General features: G+C 51.8%; 23 protein-coding genes. 9 read left to right on the top strand and 14 right to left on the bottom strand.

The genetic code is table 11. From position 1 onward, the window contains the following. Positions 1-12: 12 nt before the first annotated feature. From ACO0LL_RS01385 to ACO0LL_RS01375, 3 genes are read left to right on the top strand one after another with little or no spacing between them, the layout of a single operon-like run. A complete protein-coding gene (locus ACO0LL_RS01385; RefSeq protein ID WP_422949098.1) occupies positions 13-843 on the top strand; it encodes a rhamnogalacturonan acetylesterase in 831 nt (276 codons plus the stop codon). Then, entirely contained in the window at positions 843-3566 is a 2724-nt protein-coding gene (locus tag ACO0LL_RS01380; RefSeq protein WP_422949097.1) for a pectinesterase family protein, read from the top strand. The genes ACO0LL_RS01385 and ACO0LL_RS01380 overlap by 1 nt, the downstream gene beginning before the upstream one ends. Before the next feature lie 26 nt (positions 3567-3592). After that, positions 3593-5461 (top strand): glycoside hydrolase family 28 protein, encoded by a 1869-nt coding sequence (locus ACO0LL_RS01375; RefSeq protein WP_422949096.1) that lies wholly within the window; start codon positions 3593-3595, stop codon positions 5459-5461. Positions 5462-5530: 69 nt separating this feature from the next. Here the strand turns inward: ACO0LL_RS01375 and ACO0LL_RS01370 are convergent, their stop codons facing one another. The 6 genes from ACO0LL_RS01370 to ACO0LL_RS01345 all read right to left on the bottom strand — a co-directional run bounded on the left by ACO0LL_RS01370 (position 5531) and on the right by ACO0LL_RS01345 (position 12825). Then, a complete protein-coding gene (locus ACO0LL_RS01370) occupies positions 5531-6433 on the bottom strand; it encodes an SMP-30/gluconolactonase/LRE family protein (RefSeq protein WP_422949095.1) in 903 nt (300 codons plus the stop codon). A gap of 1 nt (position 6434) precedes the next feature. Further along, complete coding sequence (locus ACO0LL_RS01365; protein ID WP_422949094.1) at positions 6435-7808, bottom strand: MFS transporter; 1374 nt, start codon at positions 7806-7808, stop codon at positions 6435-6437. Between the two features lie 135 nt (positions 7809-7943). Further along, positions 7944-9521: an aldehyde dehydrogenase (NADP(+)) gene (locus ACO0LL_RS01360; protein ID WP_422949093.1), complete on the bottom strand. Its 1578-nt coding sequence runs from the start codon at positions 9519-9521 to the stop codon at positions 7944-7946. A 24-nt stretch (positions 9522-9545) separates the two neighbouring features. Then, entirely contained in the window at positions 9546-10457 is a 912-nt protein-coding gene (gene kdgD / locus ACO0LL_RS01355) for a 5-dehydro-4-deoxyglucarate dehydratase (protein ID WP_422949092.1), read from the bottom strand. Positions 10458-10631: 174 nt separating this feature from the next. Further along, a complete protein-coding gene (locus tag ACO0LL_RS01350) occupies positions 10632-11420 on the bottom strand; it encodes a FadR/GntR family transcriptional regulator (RefSeq protein WP_422949091.1) in 789 nt (262 codons plus the stop codon). A 103-nt stretch (positions 11421-11523) separates the two neighbouring features. Then, positions 11524-12825 carry a TolB family protein gene (locus ACO0LL_RS01345; RefSeq protein ID WP_422949090.1) on the bottom strand — a complete coding sequence of 434 codons (1302 nt, stop codon included), beginning with the start codon at positions 12823-12825 and terminating at the stop codon, positions 11524-11526. 225 nt (positions 12826-13050) lie between these two features. Here ACO0LL_RS01345 and ACO0LL_RS01340 point away from each other — a divergent pair, with 225 nt between their 5' ends. After that, positions 13051-13623 carry a hypothetical protein gene (locus ACO0LL_RS01340; RefSeq protein WP_422949089.1) on the top strand — a complete coding sequence of 191 codons (573 nt, stop codon included), beginning with the start codon at positions 13051-13053 and terminating at the stop codon, positions 13621-13623. Between the two features lie 64 nt (positions 13624-13687). Continuing rightward, the gene (locus ACO0LL_RS01335) at positions 13688-14698 is read left to right on the top strand and encodes a DUF2804 domain-containing protein (protein WP_422949088.1); all 1011 of its coding nucleotides are present in this window, start codon (positions 13688-13690) and stop codon (positions 14696-14698) included. Positions 14699-14727: 29 nt separating this feature from the next. On the opposite strand, the gene ACO0LL_RS01330 is transcribed toward ACO0LL_RS01335, so the two are convergent. Then, on the bottom strand, positions 14728-15132 hold the full coding sequence (locus ACO0LL_RS01330) for a hypothetical protein (RefSeq protein WP_422949087.1): 405 nt from the start codon (positions 15130-15132) through the stop codon (positions 14728-14730). Then, entirely contained in the window at positions 15129-16559 is a 1431-nt protein-coding gene (locus ACO0LL_RS01325; protein WP_422949086.1) for an ammonium transporter, read from the bottom strand. The genes ACO0LL_RS01330 and ACO0LL_RS01325 overlap by 4 nt, the downstream gene beginning before the upstream one ends. A 365-nt stretch (positions 16560-16924) precedes the next feature. On the opposite strand from ACO0LL_RS01325, the gene ACO0LL_RS01320 reads away from it, so the two are divergent. Further along, complete coding sequence (locus ACO0LL_RS01320) at positions 16925-17443, top strand: YHS domain-containing (seleno)protein (RefSeq protein ID WP_422949085.1); 519 nt, start codon at positions 16925-16927, stop codon at positions 17441-17443. A gap of 70 nt (positions 17444-17513) precedes the next feature. Here ACO0LL_RS01320 and ACO0LL_RS01315 read toward each other — a convergent pair whose 3' ends face one another. Further along, on the bottom strand, positions 17514-18758 hold the full coding sequence (locus ACO0LL_RS01315; RefSeq protein WP_422949084.1) for a nitronate monooxygenase: 1245 nt from the start codon (positions 18756-18758) through the stop codon (positions 17514-17516). Between the two features lie 218 nt (positions 18759-18976). Beyond that, on the bottom strand, positions 18977-19972 hold the full coding sequence (gene rlmF / locus ACO0LL_RS01310) for a 23S rRNA (adenine(1618)-N(6))-methyltransferase RlmF (RefSeq protein ID WP_422949083.1): 996 nt from the start codon (positions 19970-19972) through the stop codon (positions 18977-18979). Between the two features lie 261 nt (positions 19973-20233). Between rlmF and ACO0LL_RS01305 the strand changes: the two genes are divergently transcribed. After that, complete coding sequence (locus ACO0LL_RS01305; protein ID WP_422949082.1) at positions 20234-20809, top strand: DUF3455 domain-containing protein; 576 nt, start codon at positions 20234-20236, stop codon at positions 20807-20809. A gap of 88 nt (positions 20810-20897) precedes the next feature. Continuing rightward, the gene (locus ACO0LL_RS01300) at positions 20898-21356 is read left to right on the top strand and encodes an Lrp/AsnC family transcriptional regulator (RefSeq protein ID WP_422949081.1); all 459 of its coding nucleotides are present in this window, start codon (positions 20898-20900) and stop codon (positions 21354-21356) included. Here ACO0LL_RS01300 and ACO0LL_RS01295 read toward each other — a convergent pair. From ACO0LL_RS01295 to ACO0LL_RS01280, 4 genes are all read right to left on the bottom strand, one after another. Next, positions 21353-21757, bottom strand: coding sequence for a carboxymuconolactone decarboxylase family protein (locus ACO0LL_RS01295; RefSeq protein WP_422949080.1), 405 nt, complete (start codon positions 21755-21757; stop codon positions 21353-21355). The two genes, ACO0LL_RS01300 and ACO0LL_RS01295, sit on opposite strands and share 4 nt — an antisense overlap. A 2-nt stretch (positions 21758-21759) precedes the next feature. Continuing rightward, positions 21760-22155, bottom strand: a complete 396-nt coding sequence (locus ACO0LL_RS01290; RefSeq protein ID WP_422949079.1) for a MerR family transcriptional regulator — start codon at positions 22153-22155, stop codon at positions 21760-21762. 67 nt (positions 22156-22222) lie between these two features. Further along, complete coding sequence (locus ACO0LL_RS01285) at positions 22223-22939, bottom strand: response regulator (RefSeq protein ID WP_422949078.1); 717 nt, start codon at positions 22937-22939, stop codon at positions 22223-22225. A gap of 8 nt (positions 22940-22947) precedes the next feature. Continuing rightward, on the bottom strand, positions 22948-24453 hold the full coding sequence (locus tag ACO0LL_RS01280; RefSeq protein WP_422949077.1) for an ATP-binding protein: 1506 nt from the start codon (positions 24451-24453) through the stop codon (positions 22948-22950). Between the two features lie 518 nt (positions 24454-24971). Between ACO0LL_RS01280 and ACO0LL_RS01275 the strand changes: the two genes are divergently transcribed. Next, positions 24972-26558, top strand: coding sequence for a cytochrome C (locus tag ACO0LL_RS01275; protein WP_422949076.1), 1587 nt, complete (start codon positions 24972-24974; stop codon positions 26556-26558). Positions 26559-26627: the final 69 nt, after the last annotated feature.

The following is a 26627-nucleotide window of genomic DNA, read 5'->3' as shown; positions in this document are numbered from 1 at the left end:
CCAGAAAATCCCATGAAACTTATACTCCGCACTTTCGCCATGACTGCGATAAGCGCATTGATGCTGTGCGCTTGCAGCCAGACACGGCTGGCAGAATCGCCAGGTCCTGCGTTGTCCACGAAGCCCACGCAGCCCACACGCATCATACTCGTGGGTGACTCCACCATGGCACCCAAAAGTGGCTATGGTGATGCCTTGTGCGCACGCTTCAAGCCTGAGGTGACTTGTCTTAATCTGGCAAAAGGTGGCCGCAGCTCTGGCAGTTACCGTGCCGAAGGTTCATGGGAAGTAGTACAAAAGCTCATGGCAAGCAATACACAGTTCAGCCAGACTTTGGTATTGATACAGTTCGGTCACAATGACCAGCCCGGCAAGCCCGGTCGGTCTACCGATCTGGCGACAGAATTCCCTGTCAATATGGCAGCTTATGTCAATGATGTGCAAACTGCCGGTGCGCAAGCCGTGCTGGTGACGCCGTTGACCAGGCGCAGCTTCAAGGGTACGCAATTGCAAAATGATTTGCGGCCCTGGGCAGATGCCAGCATGAAAGTGGCAGACGACAAACATGTACCCATGATAGATTTGAATGCCATCAGTTATAGCTCAGTGCAGGCGATGGGCGAGGCTGAAGCCGATACGCTGGCAATGGCACCACCTCCTGCCGCATTGCCAGCAGACACGGGTGACCTGGCAAAGACGGAAAGAGCCGGTGCAGCGAAATCTGCCTTTGACCGTACCCACCTGGGCAGCAAAGGTGCAGCGCATTTTTCTGCCATGGTGCTCAAGGAATTACTGCTGATAGCGCCGAATTTGCAAGCACATGTGAATGCAGGGAACAGATGATGAGCAAGCGAAAAAAATCTTCTGCATTAGCTGTTGTTGCTGCACTGGCCTCATCAGGCTGTTTGTTTGCCAGCTCAGTGTTTGCGCAAGATAGCCGCCTGGTAAAAGAACCACAGACACCGGCAATCTGCAGCGTGCTGGCAGCGCAACTGGAGAGTGGCAAGCAAAATGCTGTATCTGGCCGCGCACCAGATACACACAGTTTGCAAGCCGCAATAGACGCCTGCCGCCCTGGCCAGGCAGTGCGCCTGAGCAGCCGTAATGGCAAGGCCGCCTTTCTGTCTGGTGCTTTGCAATTGCGCAGTGGTGTTTCACTTTTGCTTGATGCAGGTGTGACCTTATATGCATCGACGCACCCGCTCGATTATGACCGTGGCACAGGCACCTGCGGCATCAATGACGACAAGGGCAAAGGTTGCAAACCTTTTATTACGATTGAACGCGCCAAAGGCAGCGGTATTTATGGTGAGGGTGTCATCAATGGCCAGGGTGGCGAACGTATTACCGGCAAGGAAGAAAGCTGGTGGCAGATCGCCCGGCGTGCACAGAAAGAAAACAATCGCCAGAATGTGCCCAGACTCATAGAAGTCACGCAGTCGAATGATTTTACCCTGCACAATATTACCTTGCGCAATTCACCAAATTTTCATGTCACCCTGAACCAGGTTGATGGCTTTACCGCCTGGGGTGTGCGCATCGATACGCCCGCCAATGCCAGAAATACCGATGGCATAGACCCTATCTCTTCGCGCAATATCACGATTGCCAATAGCTATATCCGTACCGGTGACGACAATGTCGCCATCAAGGCGGGTAACAACGGCCCGACAGAAAATATCACCATCCGCAATAACCATTTTTATTCCGGCCATGGCATGTCCATAGGCAGTGAAACCAATGGTGGTGTCAGCAATGTGCTGGTCGAAAATCTCAGCATGGATGGAACGACTTCAGGCTTGCGTATCAAGAGCGATGTCTCGCGTGGTGGTTTGGTACAAAACATTAACTATCGCAATGTCTGTATACGCAACGTCAAGGCACCGATAGACTTTGATACCCATTACGGTAAAACTGCCACAGGTAATCTGGTGCCACAATACCGTAATATCAGTCTTGAACATGTACAGTCTTTAACACCAGGCAAGATCATCCTGCAAGGCTATGACGCAGAACATGTCATTGCACTTAAAATGAAGGATGTCAGCGTAGCAGACAAGAGCAGCAGCCAGTTTGAACACGTGCAACTGGAAGGTCGTGATAAAGTAGTTTTCAATGCAGTGGCTGCCAATCCTGGACAGTGCGAAAAGGCATTTGCTGCATATCCAGAACCAGGTAGTGCAACTGATAATAGCAAGCGTCCGCAACTTGATGCGCAGGCGGCCAAGAATTTTTCCTATAGCGAAGTTTTGAAATATGCAGGTTTGCCGGGTAAGGAGCAGCTTGCACCATGGGACCCGCTGTCTGCCCCGATTGCCGGCGACCCGCAACTGGTGCCGGACTATGTCGTTGATGCCAACGCCACACCAGATGGCATCAGGGTATTCAGGCAAGTGCAGGCTGCAGTTAATCAGGCTGTTGGCGATATAGAAAAATCGAAAGCAGGCAAGCAGCGTATTCACATCTACATCAAACCTGGTACTTACCGTGAACTGGTGTATGTGCCTGATACGGCTATTCCCATCACCTTGTATGGCAGTGATGCCGCTACGACGCGCATCAGTGCCAATCTTGATGCGGCAACGACAGGCAGCACTTACAGCTCGCAATTTTCTGCACAGTTTGCGAGTGTGCACAGCAACATCGCCGCCATGTACAACAGCATCAAAGACCGGCCAGCACTGGGTACTTTTGGCACTGCCGTATTGTGGGTCAAGAGTCCCGGCTTTCAGGCAAAAAACCTGACGATAGAAAATGCCTACAACAAAGACCAGGGTAATGCCCGCGCAGATTGTCAGCCGGGTAATTGTCCTGATGAAAATGGCATTTATGCACGCAGCCAGATGGTGCATCACCAGGCGCTGGCCGTCATGCTGGATGGTGCAGATAAGACGCATTTTGATGGTGTACGCATGCTGGGCTTCCAGGACACCCTGTACATGAAGTCAGGCAAGGATGGCCAGACTGCCAGGCAGTTTTTCCAGCGCTCCTACATAGAAGGCGATGTCGATTTTATTTTTGGTGATGCCACGGCCTACTTTCTTGAAACTGAAATCAAATCCCTGGGTGACCGCAATTCTTCCTATGTTGGTGCCCCCAACACCAATGTGAAGTCGCGCTACGGTTTTGTGTTTGACCATTGCCGCTTCACCCACGACGGCAGCAGCAATGCCCTTGCAGGCAAATTCAGCCTGGCGCGCCAGTGGTTCCATAACGAGCGTTGCACACCGTATGCGCCTGTACTTGTTGTAGGCTATGACTGCCAGATAGGCGAGGTCGATGTATTCAATTCACCGACAGGTACGATCAGGCGGCAAACGCTGGAAACGGTGGGCAAGATGGTCGTCATGAATTCTGTCATCGGTGCACATATCAATAAAAAGCAGCCCTGGTCAGACTGGAACAAGAAGGGCACCTTGCCTTACCGTCCTGCGCAATTTACCAGTGATGATTACTGGGCGAATTTACTGGCAGCAAAAATTGATCCTGTAAAGCAGATGGGATATGACGGGCCTTTTTCACCTGTGCGCATATTCCTGGCTGAATTTAATAATACTGAAGAGTAAACCGGTAACAGCATAAGAGAGACAAGATGAAACACGAAAAAAATACAGTGGCAAGTCAGGAAGCGCGCCGCAACTTTATCAAGACGATGTCCCTGGCTGCCGGCAGCAGCTTGCCAGCAAGCCGTGCCCTCGCCGCGAGCATGATAGAAGACCCCTGGCAAAAGGCCCAGGACATTGTCGATCGTCTTGCCAAGCCCCTTAAATTTCGCGCTGCTGATTACCGCATCACTGATTTTGGTGCTGTCACTTGTGAATTAAAAAAAGTCAAATCCTGGATCTCTTTTGAAGAGCAGGATAATTTATCTACACCAGTCGCGAATGCCAAAGATATTTATCCTGCGATCGCTCAGGCGATCAAGACCTGTCATGAAGCAGGTGGTGGCCGTGTGATCATCCCTGCCGGTAACTGGTATTGCGCTGGCCCCATCGTCTTGCTGTCGAATGTGAATGTGCATCTACAAAAGGGTGCGCATATCTATTTCAGTAATAATCCTGAAGACTATGCTAAATACGGCAGCTTTGACTGCGGGCCAAATGGCAAGCTGGTCATATCGCGCTGGCAGAGTAATGACTGCCTGAATTTCTCACCCATGGTATACGCCTATGGTCAGGATAATATTGCTCTGACGGGTGATGACTGGAGCAGCATACTCGACGGCCAGGGTGGTGTTCCCTTTGATGATAATGGTGATTGCTGGTGGACCTGGAAGGGCAAGCAAAAAACCATCAATTCTGTGGGACAAAATACCACGCCGAATTACAAGCTGGGCAAGCGCTCAGAAAATACCGCAAATGATTTGAATGCGACCAGCCTGGAAAAAATCGCACCGCAACTCGATGAAAAACAGAGGCTGCGCATACAGGGCGATAACGATAAATGGCGTGCCGATGCGAATTATCTGCCATCCCTGTCTGAAGCGGGTGTGCCCGTGGGCAAACGTATCTTTGGCATGGGCCATAATTTGCGTCCGCCGATGATACAGTTTATTAGTTGCACGAATGTCTTGATGCAGGGCTATCAGGTGAATCATACGCCGTTCTGGCAACACCATCCTGTGCATTGCCGCAATGTCGTGATACGCAATGTCCTGGCGAAAAGCCATGGCCCGAACAGCGATGGCTTTGACCCCGAGGCCTGTGATCATGTACTGGTTGAATCCTGTACCTTTGATTCTGGTGATGACTGCATCGCCATCAAGGCAGGCAAGAATCTGGATACCCAGTATGGGCCTTCACAAAATATTGTCATCCAGAATTGCACCATGCAAAGCGGTCATGGCGCGGTGACACTGGGTAGTGAAATGGCGGGCGGCATACAGAATGTGTATGCGCAAAATCTCTTGTTCGAAAATATCAACTGGGCCACCAATCCACTGAACACAGCGATACGCCTGAAGACCAATATGAACCGTGGCGGTTACCTCAAGAATTTCTTTGTACGCAATATTACGATTCCGAATGGTGTGCAGACCAGCCCGTCTTTCTACACGTCGCTGCCTGGCTCACCGATACAATCCAAGACAGTCGCCACCGCTGCCGGTGCCGTCATCACCTTTGATTGCGATTACGCACCTGTCAGTGACAATGTCAGGACCAGGCCACCGGTGGTGACCAATGTGCATATCTCGAATGTCAAAGTGGGTAATGTCACGACCAAAAACGGCAAGTTCTCGTGCTTCCAGGCCATCGTCATCCTTGGCCCTGTCGCCTCAGACTATAACGGTGACGACAAGAATCCCATGATCTTCCCGGTCACTAATGTGACCATCAGCGATTGCCAGTTTGGTACGCCAGTGAATGCTGCCAGCCCATTGTATCTGTACAACGTCAAGGGCCTGGAATTGAAGAATGTGCAGATAGGTGACAAACTGCACAATAGCCAGCTCTCAGCATAAAAAAATGCGCATAAGAGATGTTATCTCTTATGCGCTCAAGTACCGCTGCGCTTTCAGGTATTAAATAAATCAGTTTGCGAATCTTGTTTCTGGCACACCTGCCACACCCGGCCTGACCAGCACCAGGCTGCCTGCCCATTGATCATGTTCCGCCTTGCCAGCACCTATGGAGCTGACCAGTAAGGTACTCATGTCCGGCCCGCCAAAGGTGCACATGGCGGGTTTGTTCATCGGCAGGGCGATAGTACGGTCGAGCTTGCCTGCAGGCGTGAAGCGCAGCAGGCAGGCGCCATCATTGCCGCATATCCAGTAGCAACCATCAACATCCATGGCGGCACCGTCAGGGCGGCCAGCCATGGGTTTCATGTCGGCAAAGACGCGTTTGTTATGTGGCATGCCATCTTCCACATCATAGTCAAATGCCCAGATAGTCTGGCTGGCAGGATGGGAATCCGACAAATACATGGTCTTGCCGTCAGGTGACCATGCCAGGCCATTCTGGGTCAGCAGATTACTGACGACAGGGGCCGACAGTCCTTGCGCTGTTGAATAGCGGTAGAGATTACCTATCGCTTTCGCCGCAGCCATGTCCATGAACATGGTGCCACTCCAGAAACGTCCCTGGCGGTCACAGCGGCCGTCATTGAAACGCATGCCTGTCCCGCTCCCCATCAGCTCTGCTGGCGCTGCCAGATGGGTTTGCCGGGCATGTGAGTTTTCACCCAGATGCAGGCTGAAAATACCGCTCTCCATACCCGCAATAAAATCGCCGTCCTGTTTCAAGGCGATGCAGGCCACCATTTCCGTGGTCAGCCAGGACGTCAGGCGGCCATTTCTGGCATCGAGTTTCCAAATGGTTTTCGCCGGTATATCAACCCAATACCAGGCCGCCTGCTCCGCATGCCACAGAGGGCTTTCACCGACGATGCAGTTCACGGCTGGTATCGATTCTATGTGTGAAAATTCAGTCATCTTACAGATCTGTGATTTCTTTATGGGTAGGCACCAGCGCCTTCATCATGCCCCATGCCAACAGATAGGCAACTGCGCAGAAAGTAAACATGATGGTGTAGCCAGTCTGTATATGACCCAGCTGACCATAATAATCAAACAGCCAGCCGCCCGTTTTGGAGACCAGTACACCACCAAGACCACCGGCCATGCCGCCTATGCCGACGATGGATGCCACCGATTTTTTCGGGAACATATCAGATACGGTGGTGAAGATATTCGCAGACCAGGCCTGGTGGGCAGAAGTGCCTATACCGATCAGCAATACCGGCACCCAGAAGCCGAGGTAACCAAATGGCTGTGCCAGCAAGACCACCAGGGGGAACAGGGCAATTACCAGCATGGCTTTCATGCGGCCATTGTAGGCACTGTCACCACGGCGCATGAAATAGCTGGGGAAATAACCTCCGCCTATACTGCCTATCATGGTCATGCTGTACAAGACTGCCAGTGGCAAGACGATCTCGGTCTTTTGCATCTTGTACTGCGCTTCCAGATACTTGGGCAGCCAGAACAGGAAGAACCACCACACGCCGTCGGTCATGAACTTGCCTATGACAAAAGCCCAGGTTTGTTTGTAAGACAGCAGTTTGAACCAGGATACTTTTTTACCTGCATCGCTGGTGGTACTTGCTGTCTCTGCTGTTTGTGTGTCACCACTGTTGATGTAAGCGAGTTCTGCTGCCGAAAGATATTTTTGCTGTTCTGGTTTGTCATAGAACATCTGCCAGAAAATCATCCAGACAAAACCTATCGCGCCTATGATGATAAAGGCAGACTGCCAACCCCACTGAGCAGCGATAAGCGGCACAGTCAAAGGTGCCAGGATCGCGCCGATGTTGGCACCAGAATTAAAAATACCAGTGGCGAAGGAGCGTTCATGTTTGGGAAAATATTCTGCGGTGGCCTTGATCGCTGCAGGAAAGTTACCGGCTTCACCTATTGCCAGCACTGCACGTGAAATCATGAAACCTGCAACAGACACTGGAATCGCGGCAATGCCGAGTGCGGTCAGCGCACTGACCATGCCTTCGCCCAGCATGATGGAATAAGCATGCATGACCGCACCAACCGACCAGACTGCAATGGCGATCAGATAAGCTTTCTTGGTACCTATCTTGTCGATAAAACGACCGGCGAACAGCATGGAGATGGCATATACAAACTGGAATACCGCCGTGATATTGGCATAGTCAGTATTGGTCCAGCCAAATTCTTTTGATAAATCGGGTGCTAACAGACTGAGTACCTGGCGATCCAGGTAATTAACGGTGGTGGCAAAAAATAGCAGGGCACAAATAGTCCACCGGTATTTTCCTATAGCTTGCTGGCTCATGCGAGCGTCTCCTGATGATGATTTTTATTGCCATGTCTGCACTTCTTTTTGAGTACTGTGTACATGAGCTCATTTTGCAAAACATTTACAAAACAGCCCGGGCATGCCCGGGCCATTCCACATCTTCATCTTTCTTTAAGCGAGTGTCAGTTTCCCATCCATCATACGTGCAAGTTGCAGAGGATTGCTATCCTGCAGTGCCGTCGGCAACAAATCTGCCGGGAAGCCTTGATAACAAACCGGGCGCAAGAAGCGCTCGATCGCTGATGCACCAACTGAAGTGCTGCGGCTATCCGAGGTAGCCGGGAAAGGGCCGCCGTGTACCATCGCATGCGCGACTTCTACACCAGTAGGGAAACCATTGAACAGGATGCGTCCGGCTTTTCTTTCCAGCACTGGCAATAGCTTCCTTGCCTGGGCATGATCGTCAGCGACTGCATGTACGGTTGCTGTCAATTGCCCTTCCAGCGAAGAGGCGACGGCGACTACTTCATCAAAATCCTTGCACAGAATGGCGATGGAAGAAGGTCCAAAAATTTCTTCCTGCAAGGCTGGCGTGCTCAGGAAGGTGCTGCCTGAACATACAGACAACATTGCCTGTGCTGCGCATGGGGATTCTGCCTGCTGGCCTTTGGCCACCAATTGCAATTGCGCGATGTCAGCCAGATGCGTAGTGCCTTTGACATAGGCCTGGTGTATGCCTGGTGTCAGCATGGTCGCTGCATGTTTATCTTCCAGTGCATTGGCTGCATCCTGCAAGAACTGACGTGCTGTTGCACTTTCTATGGCGATTACCAAACCAGGGTTGGTGCAGAACTGGCCAGCACCCAAGGCCAGTGAATCGACAAAGTTTTTCGCCAGTGTCGTGGTTTGTGCTGTCAGTGCATGATCCAGCAAAAATACAGGATTGATACTGCTCATCTCTGCATACACCGGGATAGGTTCTTTGCGCTGGCTGGCAGTTTTTACCAGTGCCAGACCACCGGAGCGGGAGCCAGTGAAGCCCACTGCCTTGATGGATGGATGATCAACCAGTTGCTGGCCGACCTGGCTGCCAGCGCCTACCAGCATGGAGAACACGCCTTCATGCAAGGCGCAATCTGCCACTGCTCTTTGTATGACGCGGCCTACCAGTTCTGCTGTGCCTAAATGAGCATTGTGCGCCTTGACGACGACAGGGCAGCCAGCAGCCAGAGCAGATGCTGTGTCGCCACCCGCTACTGAAAACGCCAGCGGGAAATTACTGGCACCAAATACAGCAACCGGGCCCAGGGCGATTTTTTGCAAGCGCAAATCCGGGCGTGGTGGTGCGCGTTCTGGCAAGGCGCTATCTATGGTTGCGTCCAGCCAGTGTCCATCACGTACTACTTTGGCAAACAGGCGCAATTGATTGACGGTGCGGCCACGTTCACCTTCGAGGCGGGCGACAGGCAAGCCGGTTTCCTGTGCTGCACGTTCTATCAGTGCAGGGCCCAGATCCATGATGCCTGTGGCGATCGCTTCCAGGAAGCGTGCCCGCAGTTCCAGGCTGGTCGTGCGGTAGCTGTCAAACGCCTGTTCAGCCAGCAGGCAAGCCTGCTCAACTTCATCTTTTGTAGCGAAGCCAAAAACAGGTTCGATTTCCTGATTGGTGGATGGGTCTATGGCTTTGACATTACCTGCCAAACCAAAAACCGCTTTTTTACCGATCAGCATTTGCCCGGTGATTTGCATTCTGTACTCCCTTTGCTTCTGAATTTATTGTGGACCTTGCGCCAAAATCAATTTGTGCAGCATGGCATCTTCTTCCTCTGTCAGGTCGGTCAGTGGTGCACGTACCGGGCCTGCGCTATGGCCAACCAGACGCGCACCAGCTTTGACGATACTCACTGCATAGCCGGCTTTGCGGTTACGGATTTCGAGGTAAGGCAGGAAGAACTGGTCAAGCAGGCGATTCGATGTGGCATGGTCATCTGCTGCGATGGCGTGGTAAAAATCCATCGCCAGTTTTGGTACGAAGTTGAATACGGCAGAAGAATAAACCGGTGTGCCCAGTGCCTTGTAAGCAGCTGCATAAACTTCTGCAGTAGGCAGGCCACCGAGATAGCTGAAACGGTCACCCATACGGCGCCAGATCGATACCATCAATTCGATATCGCCTATGCCGTCCTTGAAGCCGATCAGGTTAGGGCAGCGTGCTGCCAGTTTTTCCAGAGAATCAGCAGTCAGGCGGGAATTACCACGGTTATACACAACCACACCAAATTTAACAGAAGCGCAGACTTCTTCTACGTGACGGATCAGTCCGTCCTGGCTGGCTTCGGTCAGGTAATGTGGCAGCAGCAAGATGCCGTGTGCGCCCAGGCGTTCTGCTTCCTGTGCATAGGCAATGGCCTGGCGGGTAGGGCCACCGGCACCGGCCAGGATAGGCACTTTGCCACGGCAGGTATCGACGGCAGTCTTGATGATGTCGGAATATTCACCACCGGTCAGTGAGAAAAATTCACCCGTGCCACCGGCAGCAAACAAGGCGCTGGCACCATACGGGGCCAACCATTCAAGACGTTCTGCATAAGTCTTGGCATTGAAGTCGCCAGCTGCGTCAAAGTCAGTCAGAGGAAAAGACAGCAGGCCAGAGGACAGGATTTGTTTCAGTTCTTGAGGATGCATGGTAGCTCCGGAAATGGAAACCTGGATTCGTCATGACCAGGTTTGGTCGGGTTTTAAAAAGTAAGTGCGTAAGCTTATTTATTTCTTTAAGTCATACGTCATCGTACAACTTAAAATAAGAGAAGACAAGCACACTTTTAAAAAATCTGAATTTAAACCTGGATTAAGCGGAGATCAGCTTGCAGGAGCTTCTATACGCTGTTGCGCCTGTCGCAATCTTTCCCGGCTATTGCTTAGGTGGGTACGCATGGCAGCGCGGGCGGCTTCCGGGTCTTTGCGCTGTATGGCGAGGTAAATATCCTCATGCTCGCGGTTGACCCTTTCGAGGTAGCTACTGCCACTGTTGCTATTTTGATTGGTATTCCCGGTACTGCTTTCCAGTGTCAGCATCGCAGATTTCAATCTGGCGCGCGGGATGATGGTGGTGCCAAGGTTGCTAAGGATGTCAACAAAATAACGGTTGCCTGTAGATTGTGCAATCAGCAGGTGAAAGCGCACATCGGCATTGACCGAGGCATTTTCTTCGGTCTTGTTGGCCAGGATTTCTTCCAGCGCCTTGCCCAGCGCTACCGCCTGCTCTTCTGTACGGCGCGAAGCGGCCAGCCAGGCAGCCTCGGTTTCCAGGCTGATCCTGAGTTCCAGTATGTCCAGCACATCCCTGACAGTGACGATGGCTTCGCGCAACATGCCGGTGCTGGCAGCCTGGCTGGGTTCAAGGATGAAAGTGCCTATGCCATGCCGGGTTTGCACCAGCCCGGCAGCCTGCAGATGCGAAATGGCTTCACGCACAACGGTGCGGCTGACATCATACAAAGTCATGATGGCAGACTCAGTGGGCAGCTTTTCACCCGGCTTCAGAATGCCATTCTTGATGTTATTGCTGATACTTTCTACCAGCCCCTGAGACAGGCTCTTATGCCGTCTTTTGGTAGGCAGAGCGTTGGCGTAGTCTTGAGTTTCCATGAACCGGGTATTGTTCTGATGAGTAATTGATTGTTATAGACTGATTCTAACTTAAAAAGCCTGCATAAAGTTGTATGACAACATATGAGGTTTTTTCCTGGTTTTATTGAGAAATAACATCTGCAATCAGCTCACTTTTCAATATCAGGCCTGATTGCCTGCCGCTACCCAGCAAGAATACGCCGCGTCCATTTGAATAAACAATGCTGCCGTCAGCACGTATATCGTAAGCGGCTACATTGGTTGCCAGCACAGTTTCATTGCCCTGGCGGTTGCGGCTGACTAACTGCCACGAAGCCGGTACTAATGAAGGCACGCCATTGACCATGGCCTCTTTTTTCAAGGCTTTTTCAGCATCGATGCGTTTGCCCTTGAGGATGATTTCTTTTAAATCTGCATTCAAGGCCGGGCCGGATGCGCTGGTCAAAGGCTTGCGGCTATACATCATGGAGAAAAAATTCAGGTAATGAAACACTGCACGCAATAAACGAAAAGGAAAAAACAAGGCATCGAGCAGCGCATTGCTGGTGTCATATTGGGGTACTTCATAAGGACGGCGGATGAAGTGCAGATTACCTTGCGGGCAGACACGTGGGTGCAGGAAATCATATTGAGGATCATCCAGCACCGGCGTAACAGCGCCGTTTTTTACATCCAGCATCTGTATGCTGGCATTGCCATAAGCGAGCGTGACGCCACTTTGATTGCGGGCGATGCCGGTGGATTGATACAGGATCTGCTTTCCTGCATCCGGTATCCAGCAGGGGCTGGTGTCAAGGGTATCGCCACCAGTCAACTCCCGGTATTCATCACCTTCGCGATTGCACATGACCAAGTTGGCGATGCCGGTTTTGTTCATCGATGAGGCCAGCAGTTTGCCACTGCCCTGGTCCAGATGCATGTCTGTCAGTGCCAGGTTTTGCCTGTGCAAGATGCGCTTTTCGGTGCCAGTTTCCAGATCATACGAAAACAGGCCACCCATGCCGGCATCCTGCAAAAAATACAGGATGCGGCCCTGCTCATCAAATTGCATAGAGGTCGCATTGATCTGCGCGCCTTCGCCATCAAACTGACGCCAGGCACCTGAGGCAGAAACCCCAAAACTGGTGTTTTGCTTCCATGCATGTCTTTCCCTGTGTTTTTCCATCTTGTCCAGCATCTCTTGCACATAGGGGCTGTGCAATTGCCTGGTTTCACCATGGGCTGCGCGGTAAAACAATTTACCTTCCGAGATAAAAGCCACTGCCTGTGCACTGGCAGTACGGTCGAGATGGCTTTGATGTGCCGCATCACGGCCAGCCGCAGGCAAGGACTTTCCGTCCTGCGCATGATTGTTCTTTTGCATGGCCTGATTCAGAAAATAAGCCAGGGCCAACAAGGCAATGACGATAATGAGTAAGTGCACTGAAGAATCTCCTGTCCTTGGCCGCCTGAGCGAACCGCATTGCAGGCAAATTTGCCGACAATTACAAAAGCGATATTATGCATGCAAGTGAGACTCACTATGCCAATTACATTTTTGCATCCGAAAAAACCATGACATTTGTCACCGCCAAGTCCTGACACTTTGCTCTGATATTACACACTCTGTTTCGGCATACTGGCAGCAATTCAACAAGGAGTACTCATCATGTCTGCAATCAACGCTGCCACATTTTCTTCCCACGCTGCCCGTGCCAAAGGCGCAATGTTCTTTGCTGTCTTTGGCGCTGCCTGGATGGTGTTATGGAACCAGCGTGCCATGCAAGGCAAAGGACTGGTCTATCTGATCATCGCCATTGCAGGGTTGACGCTGGCCGGGTTGGCAGTCCAGCGTCACCGGCAATACAAGGCTTATGCTGACGACAATAGCCCGGCTGCGCAAAGGGCAGGGCGTCTGTTCCATGTCATTAATGCAGCTCAGTGGGCCATCATCCTGGTCGGCGGAAATGTGCTGGCGAATATGGGCCTGGCCGGGTGGGTCACACCATTCGCCATGCTGATCATTGGCCTGCACTTCCTGCCTTTGGCCAGCGTGTTCAAAGTGCCAGGTCACTTCTGGTTTGGGCTGGTGATGAGTGTGTTTGCCGTTACCTATCCGTTTTTATTTCCCCAAGGGGCGGCTGATCCTTATGGCTGCCTGGGTGCGGGCTTGCTGTTGTGGGGCTATGCCTTGTTGAAACTCATGGCTATCCCGGCAGTGCAGGATATGAAAGCAATTTGAAATAGACCCTCTAACTGCTTTGCTGCAGAATCGCTGGCGTACAAAAATATAAAATGGAGACACCATGCCAGCGAACTTCCTGCCGCCTGCACCCGCTCAAGTCCTGCATCCTGATGGTCAGGTGCGATTTGGCAAATATGCCGGTGCACCAACCATCATAGACTGGACCAGTCTGGCCGCACCACACAGGCGCGGCAAGCTGTGGCAAACCTTGCACCACAAGCACTGGCATTATGTGGCGCTGGCGACAGAAGAAATATTTTGCGGTATCGCGATTGTTGATGTGGGCTGGACCAACACCGCCTTTGCCTATGTGTTCGACAGGCTGGCAGGCAAGCTTATTGCCAGTTATTCCCAGGATGGTCTGCCAGGTCTGACAGCAACACTGAATGCGCATCCGGCAGAACAGGCCAGTTCCGCATTTAGGTTTTTTGGCAAGCGCATACGCTTTCAGCATCTGCCAGCCAGCGGGTGCTATGAATTGCAATTGCACTGCGGTTCATTCAGCATCAATGCCATGCTGGATGCCAAACCGGCTGCGCCTTCCTTGCTGGCAGTTGGTGAAGTGTTGGGCGGTACTGTGCATGCAACCGTCAAATCTGCGGGCATGCCATTGAGTGGCGAAGTACGTGTGGGTAGCCGCAGTTTCAATTTGCAGAAAGGTGTAGGCAGCTATGATCATAGCAATGGATTCCTGGCGCGTGAAACTGGCTGGCGCTGGGCATCAGCACATGCGCTGGACATAGGTTTCAACTTGCAGGCCGGGTATTTTTCCAGTCACGAAAATGCCTTGTGGCTGGATGGCCAACTCATTTCACTGGGCGCTGCACAGTTCGACTTTGATCCCGGCCAGGCCATGGCTGACTGGCATATTTATACTGATGATGGTTTGCTGGACCTGCATTTTCATCCCGAAGGTTTTCGCGCAGAAAATAAAAACCTCGTCATCGCCAGCAGCCGTTATCTGCAACCCATAGGTGTTTTCAGCGGCTGGGTCAGGGCAAGTCTGGATGCACCCAGGCGGCAGATAGAAAAACTGGTGGGTGTGACAGAAGACCATTTCTCCAAATGGTAATATGAGTCTTGGCCTCACCGGATAAAAATCTAACGCAAGCGACCTATATAGGTTTGATCGACCATGGCATTATGATCAAGCACAGGCGCGGGTATCCTGGTCATATCCGGCATGCTGCTCTCGTCCAGCTTGTTGCTGGACTGCTTTCTGACTGCCAGTCTGTTGAGCAAAGGAGTGGGGGGCGGTGGCGTGACGAACAAGCCATCTTCGCCAAAATAAATCTCATCGAGCTTTTGACAGATATCGTGCAAATCCTGATTCGGTAATGCCAGCGCCATGTCCAGTATGCTGCGGCAATAGCCAGGGTTGACGCGCATGTACTCTATGTCAGTCACGCGGCCATTTTGTCGCCGTAAAATCACGTGCAGTCTTGCCATGAGGGAGAAGGCAAGATTGTCCGACATGGCATTCTGTATCAGGCTGCTGGTACTCATAAGATATGCTCCCCGTGAAGTTCAAGATCAAGTCCTTCTCTTTCCTGCTCATTGGTCAGGCGCAAGCCAATGCTCACTTTGATCAGCCATAAAATGACGGCAGTCACAGCGCCCGAATAAATCACAGTGACGATGACACCAAAGGCCTGCGTTGCCAAGCTGCCGTCAGCACCGCCTATGCTCTTCATTGCAAATACGCCAGTCAGCAAGGCCCCGACTATGCCACCGATGGCATGCACGCCAAATACATCCAGTGAATCATCGTAGCCACCCAAGGATTTGAGTGAAGTCGCTCCCCAGTAACATGCGACGCCAGCGACTGCACCTATGACCAGTGCACCTGTCAGATCAACAAAGCCGGATGCCGGTGTGATCGCGACCAGGCCAGCGACAGCGCCAGAGACTATGCCCAGCACCGATGGTTTGCCACGGCGCAGCCATTCCACGAGCATCCAGGCCAGTGCCGACATCGCAGTCGCCACCTGTGTCACCAGCATCGCCAGCCCGGCGCGGCCATCTGCCGCACCGGCAGAACCGGCATTGAAACCAAACCAGCCCACCCATAACAGTGATGCGCCTATCGCAGTAAGTAATAAATTATGCGGCGGCATGGGTTCCTTGCCAAAACCCAGGCGTGGCCCGACGATCAAAGCAGCCACCAGGCCAGATACACCGGCATTGATATGTACAACAGTACCACCGGCAAAATCCAGCACACCACGCGCCGCCAGCCAGCCTGCCGGTTCCCACACCCAGTGCGCGACCGGTACATACACCAGCAAAGACCACAAGGTGATGAACAGCAGCAACGCAGAAAATTTCATGCGTTCAGCAAAGGCACCGGTGATCAGGGCAGGGGTAATGATGGCGAATGTCATCTGGAACATCAGGTATACGCTTTCCGGTATCGTCGGTGCCAGTTGATGCACGCTGAGCTGCCCGGCTTCTTTCAAGAAGCTCACGCCGTGCAGCATGAACCTGTCCATGCTGCCCAGATAAGGCGAACCTGCGGTGAATACCAGGCTATAACCCAGCACCACCCACAAGACCGTGACGATGCAGGTGGTTGCCAGACTATGCGCCATCGTGCCCAGGGCATTTTTCTTGCGCACCATGCCAGTGTAGAACAGGGCCAGGCCGGGTATTGTCATCAGCAATACCAGTGCAGTCGAGGTCAGCATCCAGGCGGTGTCGCCAGCGCTGATCTTGTCGGCGGCGATCATGCCCGGCTTGGTCATGGCTGGTGGCGTGGCCGTAGCCACTACAGGTGCTGTTGTGGCACTTGCTGCAGAACTCGCTGGCGCAGTTTCTTGTGCATAGCTGTTGCCCCCATACAGGAAAAGGCTGATGGAGAAAAAAAATGAGAAGAAAAATGAGAGAAAAAGTGAGACAGAAAGCGGGAAGCTGGAGAGCACGCGTATTTTCATCAGGCTGGCCTTTTCAAAAACATCGTCAATGACACACAAGCATGTGCATTGCAGCATTTTTCATGCCAAGGCTGATACCAGTGATTTTGATCTTGCTCGCAACTAATCAGGGAAAGAAATTGCTTGTGATACCAGTACGGGCAGGTGCATGCACCAAAATGTAAGCAAATATTTCTGCATAGCATGAGTTTGCACGCAGAGAGTGCCAAATCAAATTCGATGCTCATAATTCCATTTTTGGGAATAATGAATTCAATATTATGGCTATTCTTTACTTTAGTGACCTGAATTAAAGTGCCTGTCATTCGCTGTGCATGAGCAAGGCGAATCTCAAATCCGCTTTCAACCATATAAAGGAGCACGCTGTGTCACTCACATCCATATCACTCACATCCATATCACGCACTTCCAGCAGCCTGGTCAGCAAAATCAAATTCATCTTCTTTTCCGCAGTAGCCGCATTGTCCATGGCAGCAGTGCCGGGCATCAGCGCTGCTGATACGGTCACCAATAGCGTCATAGGCGCACGGGGTTACGATCTCACGACTTTCTTTACCAGTGAAAAACCAGCGCATGGTACTGGTCATCATGTGGCAACTGTAGATGGGGTTGAGTACCTGTTCACCAGCGAAGAAAACAAAAAGACTTTCCTGGCCAACCCAGAAAAATACCTGCCAGCTTTTGGTGGCTACTGCGCTTATGGTGCTTCCATAGGCAAGAAATTTGTTGCTGACCCGGACGTGTATGACATCGTCGATAACAAACTCTACTTCAATCTCGATACCAAGATCCGTGCGATCTGGGCAAAAGACATTGCAGGCAATATCGATCTTGCAAAAACCAACTGGAAAACCATCGCCAGCAAGAAGCCATCTGAACTCTGATTGCCTGCACATATGAAAACGCCGCTTTGCCCAAGGGCTAAAGCGGCGTTTTTGTATTCAGAGCAGTGATTTACACAGGTAAGGCAATCTGGTGATCAACACTGAATTGATAATCGCGGAACACATGTTCTGCACTCAGCAATTCATAAGTGCCATCCGGCAGCTTGCGGGTCGTGTCTTTCAGGCGGTAAGTCATCTGGCCGCAAGTCCAGCAATTAAAGTTGCGCATATGGGTGCACAGGCAAGTCTTGTCCATGACCGAGACTTTCTTTGCATCGGGATGGGCTGCCACTTCACGGTTATACGAAGTGATGTAAGCGCAGTTGCCATTGCCATCGAGCAGGTAGCCATAGGATTCACAACCAGGGCGTATGCCATCGCCTATGGCAGGCGTGTTCTTCAGCATGCGCATAGGGTAACCTGTAGGCGAGATATTATTGACTTCGATATCGCCTTCGCTGGCCTTGAAGTATTCCTGCTTGACGCTGGCAGGCAAGCCGCACTCATTGGTGACCGTAAAGCGCGTAGCCACTTGCACCCCGGCAGCGCCGTTTTCCAAAAAGGATACGGCATCGCTGCCTGTGAAAATGCCACCAGCGGCTATCAGCGGGATATCCAGGTTTTCTGCTTTCAGGTACTGGACGATTTCAGTAATGATGGTTTGCAGGTCATATTCAGCCCAGTCCATGCCAAAACCGAGGTGGCCGCCAGCCAGCGGGCCTTCGACAATGACATAGTCGGGCAAACGGTTCAGGCGGGAATTCTTGCGCAGGAATAGTTGCAGCGCACGTACTGAAGAAACGATGATGCCCAGTTTTGCATCGCGGAAGCGCGGGTGATCAGCGATGAGGCCAAAAGAACCCAGATGCAGGCCGGCACTCATGGTGATGCCATCAATACCAGCATCAAGTGAAGACTCCAGGCGCACCTTCAGTGTTTCGCGTGGGCCATTCATAGTCAGCTTTTCCATGCAATTGACAAAGATCATGCCCGTGCCTTGCTTGGCTTCCATGGTCTTGCCCACGTGCATACGGGTTGCTTCTGCCAGTTGATCCAGGTTGAACTTGATGTCAGTCTTGTCGGAATTGTTGATATTGTATTTGTAGAATTTGGTCTTTTCCTTGACAAAGCTGGTGTCAAAACGACGGTCAGAGACATCCTGCACCATGGCATCAGAGATATGGCCTATACCGCCCAGACGTGCAGCAACCAGAGCCAGTTCAGCAGTGGAAATATCGACGCCCATGCCACCGATCATGATAGGAACCAGCTCATCTTTGCCCAGCTTCAGGCGGAAATCATCTACACGTTTCATTGTTATCCTTGATACATTTTGCTCAAAAGTAAATCACGCGACGCTATATTCAGTACTCTCTCAATACCCTTAGTGCTCTGACTCTACAGATACATATTGCATATTTCTTGTTGATTCTGCGGGCTGCAAACCGGCAGACGAACGAGATTGTAAGCCAGGGCTAGCCGCTACAGCTAAGATTATATTCTGTAAGGGAGGCAAATACCCAGGCGCAGGCTTTATCTCTTGCTATTTGACCAACGTAATTTGGCCCAGGCAGCCTGTTGGCTTGCATTCAGGAAAGTCCAGGCAACCAGACGGCTCTCTTTATTGCCCTGGCTCATGATAATGGTTTTTTCATTAAGCACCTTGACCTGCTTCAATGCCGCATGGATTGCGGGTAAATTGGCCGACTTTGATACCAGGGTAGAAAACCATAAGATTTTTGTGGGTATGGCCGCACTTTCAGTGATCATTTTCTTGATAAACGCCAGTTCTCCGCCTTCGCACCAGAGTTCTGCAGCCTGCCCACCAAAGTTCAATACGGGTAGCGCCTGCTCTGCCTGGCTAGTTTGCTTCAGGTTCTCCCACTTGCGCTGGCTGCCAGCTCTTGCTTCTTCAGCAGAAGCGTGAAAAGGCGGGTTGCACAGGCTGACATCAAACCATTCATCATCACCAACAATGCCATGGAACAGGGATGCCGCATTGGCCTGTTGACGTAACTGTATCTGCTGGCCCAGGCCGGGATTGTGTTCCAAGATGGCCCGTGCATTAGCCAGCGAGGCGGGATTGATGTCGCTGGCGCAGAATGACCAGCCATATTCGCTGGCACCGAGCAGGGGGTATATGCAACTGGCGCCAGTACCAAGATCAAGGGCCAGTATCTGCCTGCCTTTGGGCACACGGCCCTGATTGCAGTCAGCCAGTAAATCAGCCAGATAATGCAGGTAGTCTGCCCGGCCCGGCACTGGAGGGCAAAGATTCTCAGAGGGGATATCCCAGCCACGCACGCCATAGCTGCTGTGCAAAAGAGCCTTGTTGAGCAGTTTGACTGCCAGCGGGTCGGCAAAATTGATGCTGGTTTCGCCAGCCGGGGTGCTGACAAGCAGAGATGCAAGCGCTGGCTCAGCCTTGCTCAGGGCCGCAAAATCATAGCGTCCCTGATGGCGGTTGCGCGCATGCAGTAATGAGCTGCCAGCGCGGTTTCTTGCATCTTTCTTGTTCTTGTTGCTCATCTGGCCTGATCCATCATCCTTGATGCCTGCTCATCTGCAGGCGAATCCCGCATTGTCCCACGAAGGCCCGTGGCCTGCTGACCGAAAAAATCCAGGCTGCAGGCGATTTTCGCCGATGTTGCTGATATTTTACTCATACTTTGTTCATACTTAAGTAGGGGGCTTGTTCTCCTGACAAAGGATGTAAAATTCAGTAAGTGTTTTATTTGTTTTGAAACACCATTGCTAAAATTTGGCGGCTCTAATTGAAAGGTATAAGAAATGAAAAAAAACGCTATCGCGGGCAGTATTGCTACTGCTGCCATCCTGTCAGCCTGCTCGACTGCGCCTGTTAAACATACAGCTGACCCAGTTGCACCTGCTGCCCAGGTCGTTAGCGTGCCAGCCAATCTCAAAGCACCTGCAGGTGAAGTACTGGCCTTCCAGATGGCTGCTACCGGCGTGCAGATTTATGATTGCCGTGCCAATAAATCAGGCCCTAAAAAGTTTGAATGGGTATTCCGCTCACCAGAGGCTGAGCTATATGCCAGCCATGACCCTACCAGCCCCAAACTGGGCAAGCATTATGAAGGCCCGACCTGGGAAGCCGCGGATGGCAGCAAAGTAGTCGCTGAAGTAGTCGCCAAGAGCGACAGCGTCGATACCAATGCCATTCCCTGGCTGTTGCTGAAAACAAAATCCAGCTCGCCTAACGGTACTTTTTCCAAGGTCACCAGCATACAGCGCGTGGTCACCGTTGGCGGCAAGGCACCTTTGACTGGATGCTCGGATTTCCAGATTGGGGCAGAAACACGCACACCTTATAAAGCCACCTATTATTTCTTCAAGGCAAATTAATTGCCACTTTGTTTCTAATTGCTTCAGAGTAAGCAATTGATTTCCAATGGGTTCATAATAGGCTTCCCCATCATGAACCCCTATTGCGATGATACTGGATGGTTTTGATCTTGCCATTTTGCGCTACCTGCAAAAGAACAGCCGCCATTCAGCCGAGCTGATAGGGGCAGACATAGGCTTGTCTGCCACTGCCGTGCAGCGGCGCATACGCAAGCTCAGGGATGAAGGCGTCATCAGGGCAGAGGTGGCGATAGTCAGCCCCCAGGCGGTTGGCTATCCCCTGACTGTGATGGTTGAGGTTGCTTTCAAAAAAGGCCTGGGCAATGTCATAGACAGCTTCAAGCAAGACATGCAGGCCCTGATCGAAGTACAGCAGTGCTTCTACCTCGCGGGTGATTTTGACTTCATGCTCATCGTGCAAACCACGGACATGGCAGCTTATGAACGTTTTACCCGTGCCGTATTGTTTGTCAATGAGAACATCCTCAAATTCCGCACCACCGTGATCATGGATACCGTCAAGCAAAGTTACTGTCTGCCGATTTAAGCTTCAGCATCCAGCGCAGCAAATACTTCTTTCGCCGCAAACAAGCCATTCAGCGCCGCAGGAAAGCCGGCATATACCGCCATTTGCATAATCACTTCTGTCACTTCTTCGCGCGTGCAACCCACATTCAGGGCAGCCTGTATATGCACCTTGAGCTGGGGTGTGGCATTCCCAAGCGCCGTCAGTGCTGCAACCACGGCGATTTCGCGTGACTTCAAGTCCAGTTGCGGGCGTGAGTAAATATCCCCGAAAGGGAATTCAATCAGGTAACGTGCAAAGTCGGGCGCAATATCTGCCAGCGCGGCGATGACTTTTTCTCCTGCTTCGCCATCAATTTCCCTGAGCTTTTCCCAACCGCGCTGATAACGTTCATTGATGGATACATTGCTGTTTTGATGCATGATCAGACTTTCTTTTTCCGGCCAGCCTTATCAACTATCATTGTTTGATAAATCCGGATTTTGTCATCCAGGGCGCTGGCATTGGCTGCAAGCTCAGACATGGTGGTGGCCAGGCGCTGACGATGGAGCTCAAGCATAGTCAACCGCTGTTGCAGACTCATTTCTCCTGCTGCCCTGAGCTGCGCATACTCACGTATGTCCGCCAGTGGCATGCCGGTTTGCTTCAGGCGCAGCACAAACTCCAGCCACAGGACGTCCTGGCTGTTGTAGCGTCTGTGGCCGTTGTCTGCCCGTTTGGCTGCCTGCAAGACCCCGGCCTTTTCATAGAAACGCAGGGTATATGCAGACAAGCCCGTCAGGGCAGCCAGCTCGCCTATGGAAATGAATTGTCTGGTCACGGTATGATCTTAGAACTTAGAGTGGACTCTAAGTCAAGCATACAGGACATCTTTTTCCCTGCAAATTTTAAATTGATAATGGCAGTTCAAAACGATAGCCTACGCCATATACAGAATGCAGGCATTCATTGCCCGGCAGTTTTCCCTGTATCTTTTTGCGTATGTTCTTGATGTGCGTATCCACCGTCCTGTCATTGATATCGCGCTGGTCTTCATGCGCAAAATCAAGCAATTGCTGGCGTGAGAACACCCGTTCAGGATGGCTGATGAATTCAGACAGCAAGCGATATTCTACCGGCGTCAGATTCAGAGGTTGGGCATCAATCAGTATGCGCAGTTGCTCTTTATCGATAGCAAAACGTGATTGTTCAGAAGCTGGCTGCCTAATCAGACCAGTCAGACCAGTCAGACCAGCCATGCTGCGGCGCAAATGCACCTTCACACGTGCGACAACCTCACGTGGGCTGAAGGGTTTGCAGACATAGTCGTCAGCCCCGGTTTCCAGTCCCAGCAAGCGATCTACCTCTTCCACTCTCGCAGTCAGCATGATGATAGGCACTTCGCTGAATTTGCGTACTTCCTTGCAGATACTGATGCCATCCAGTTCTGGCAACATCAGGTCCAGCAAGATCAGGTCGGGTGCGGACAGGCGCAGTTGTTCCAGTGCCAGCCTGCCATTTGCTTCATGGCTTACCTGGTAGCCCGCCGCGAGCAGGTAGTCCTTCAGCAGGGCCGCGATTTTCAAGTCATCTTCAACAATGAAGATGTGGGCGCTATTGTCCATGTGATGATTTATGGTGTCTTGATAAAAGGCAATTGCATGAGAATTTTCACGCCACCCAATTGTGAGGCAGATGCACTGATACGTCCACCATGTGCTTCAACGATGACCTTGCAGATCGCCAGCCCCAGGCCGCTGCCACCGCCGGCGCGGTTGCGTGCACTGTCGGCCCGGTACAGGCGGTCAAATAACAGCGCATGGCTGGCATCCGGCACACCAGGCGCACTGTCTTCGATACTGAGTTCAAGCAAGGCGCCATTACGTGTCAAGGTGCACAGGATCACCCCGCCGTTATCGGTATAGCGTATGCTGTTTTCCAGCAAATTACTGAGTACCTGGGTCAGGCGTCCGCCATCGGCATTGATCCATGCTGGCATGTCGCCCAACTGGCTGTCAAGGTGCAGGCCAGCCTGCTGCATGCGTAGGCCAAAGCGTTGCAACAGGTCTGCCAGCATCGGGCGCAAGTCCATGGGCTGGAACTGATAATGCAGCTCACCGGCATCGGCCAGCGTCAGTTGGCGTAAATCATCGACGAGCTTGTTGATGTGGCGCACTTCTGCATGCAGGGACTCCAGCGCTGCGGGTGTGATGTGGCGCACTCCGTCCATCAGGGCTTCTACCTCACCCTGTATGACAGTCAGCGGCGTGCGCAATTCATGCGAGATATCAGCCAGCATCTTGCTTCTTTGTGCCTCGTTTCTCTCCAGGTTTTGCGCCATGCTGTTGATGTCACGGGCGAGATCACCTAGCTCGTCCTGGCTGATCATTTCTGCCCTGGCATCAAGCTGCCCCTTGGAAATTTTTGCCGTGACCTGATGCAGGGATTTTAAAGGGCGCAATAAATGCCTGGCCAGCCACAGGGAAAATGCCAGCGATACCAGTATCAGTGTCAATGCCAGCCATAAGGTATGACGTATTTGCACGCTGACAAAATCCATCGCGCTCGCGTTCGAGATTTGCCGCAGAGGGGCCAGCCTGAGCATGCCTACTTTTTGATTGCCTAGCATGATGGGCACGATGCTGCCACCGGGCGCATCGCCGGGGCCTATCAGGGCTATACCATTCTTGTCTATCAGCGACAGTCTTTGCCCAAAGCCCATCGGATCTATCGGCGGCCTTTGTTCTGGTGGTGCATCGCGTGGTGGCCTGTCCTGGCCTCTTGGTGGTGGAGGCGGCGGGCGCCTGTCATGTTGGTCTTCAGTCCCGTCTTCACGCGGCCTTCTGGGTGGCGGCGGCGGAGCATCTTCATTTTGTGGACGTGGCTGGCTGCGTATCTGATCAAGCAAGTCGCGCATGGGACGGCGGTTGGTCTGAAAACGGTCAAAATTGCCATTTTGACGATAATCTTCCGCCAGCAAATTACTAAGCCTGACCAGGTCTTGCCGTTCCAGATCACTTAGATAGGCGATGAAACCACTTTTGAGGTTTTGACTGGTGACCCAAGCGAGCGTGCCTATGCTGATAATCACAATTGCCGTAATGGCCAAAGCAAGCTTGCGGGCGATGGTCAGACGCATACTTCAGGGCTCCCGGATTGTATAGAACTCATTTCATAAATAGGATGAGATGCGTTTGCCTCATAACGTGGGCTGGCAAGGCGGACGAGGCAGTCAATAGCTTTGCCTATTGACAACGAGTTCAACGCAGTCCAGCGCACGTTATGAGGCAACCCCTCCGGGAACTGACGATTTGGGCGCATTGCTGCGTTGTGCCGCTTGCTAAGGCGGACGCCTTAGCTGCGCGTCACGCCTTGCACTGCATCCCAAATCGTCTTGTTCGCACTCATCCTATTTATGAAATGAGTTTTAAAGTATTGATTTGCCATGGTGCCAGCCAATTATGGAGGAATCATGAAGTAAAGACGATACGCAACAAAAAAATATTTTTATAAAAAAATACAGATGGAATTTCAAAAAAACTGCTTTCTTCATTTTTTCTTCACATTCAGAAATCATCCTGTCTCCAGTCTCAGAACTTAGCGCAGAGAATGCCGGGCTTCTTGAGTAGAAAAATCGAAACTTCAAGGGGGCTAGAAATGAAATCACAAAGAATATCGAATTTGCATGTCATGGCTGGCGTGCGGGCAAGAGTACAGATAGGTAGTGCCATGCTTATGCTGGCAAGCCTGGCTGCCTGCGGTGGCGATGCCAGTACGGCAGGGTCAGCAAGCAATGCTACTAGTGTGCAAGCAGCACCGCCTGTAAGCACAACTGCACTCCTTGCGCCTGCCCCTGCAGATCCGCCTTCACTCGTGCCTATTGCCAATGGCGAGGGAGCTGCTCTGACAGTATCCACGACTGGCAGCATAGATAGAAACAATCCTTTCTTTAAAGCCTTTGGCAATGGCCGCAGTTGTGCCAGCTGCCATCAGGAAAGCCAGGGCTGGAGCATACGTCCTGACGACCTGCAACTGAGATTTACTGCCAGCAATGGCAATGACCCGGTATTCGCCCTCGTCGATGGAGCAAACTCGCCGACTGCCAAAGTGACCACGCTAGATCAAAAGCGTCAGGCTTATAACATGTTGCTGTCCAAGGGCCTCATCAGAGTGGGTTTGCCAATACCCGCTGATGCTGAATTTATACTGGATAAAGTAGATGATCCCTATGGGTACGCCAGCGCCAAAGAAGTATCGCTATTCCGTCGTCCTATGCCCACCACGAATCTCAAATTTCTGAGTACCGTCATGTGGGATGGCCGTGAAACTTTCAGCGATGCCAGGTCCAATCTGTGTATACGCAATACCCGTCCGATACAATGTTTTTCCACCACTGATTTCGATTTGCTGCACCAGTCAAATAGCGCAGTCACTGGTCATGCGCAGGCAGCGCAGGGCTTGACTGCAGCAGAGCAGCGCAGCATCGTTGATTTTGAAAAAACTTTATTCACAGCACAGATCAGCAGTCTGACAGCAGGTAATCTGACAGACCTTGGCGCCAAAGGTGGCCCTGTTGAACTGGCAAAGAATAATTTTTATTTTGGTATCAATGACCTTGATGGCGGTGACTATATAACGGGAGCACCATTCGACCGCAATGTCATGAACATGTTTGCCGCATGGCGCGGGCTGGACAGGCCGGCGCCACCAAACCCGCCAGTGCAAGGAAGGCCACCGCAACCACCACAGCCACCATCGGCAATCAATATTGCCAGGGCATCGATAGCCAGAGGCGAGCAGATATTCAATAACAAGCCTTTCACTATCACACGCGTCGCCGGCTTCAATGATGAATTGCGTGTTGGTTTGCAGCGTACAACCTGCGCCAGTTGCCATAGCGTAGGTAATGTGGGTACGCATTCTGTACCGCGCCTGTTCAATACCGGTGTATCAGATGCCAGTCTGCGCACACCTGATATGCCCTTATATACACTGAGGAATAAACTGACTGGTGAGTTGCTACAAACAACGGACCCCGGCAGCGCCATGAACACAGGAAAATGGAAAGACATAGGCCGCTTCAAGGTACCCAGCCTGCGTGCCATAGAAGCACGCTCCCCTTACTTCCATAATGGTGGCATGGTGGAGATTACAGATGTCGTGAAATTCTATGACAAGCGTTTTAATATAGGATTTACGCCGCAGGAGATTATTGATCTGGCGGAGTTTTTGAAGGTATTGTAAAACTTGTTTGGAATACGTAAAAAGAGCAGGCTCGAGGGCCTGCTCTTTTGTTTTAGAAGGCTGCGTATT

Origin of the sequence: Undibacterium sp. TC4M20W (assembly GCF_049340245.1) — a bacterium.
GTDB lineage: Bacteria > Pseudomonadota > Gammaproteobacteria > Burkholderiales > Burkholderiaceae_D > Undibacterium.
The sequence above is the reverse complement of the archived record's forward strand: the minus strand, read 5'-3'. Positions and strand labels throughout refer to the sequence as shown.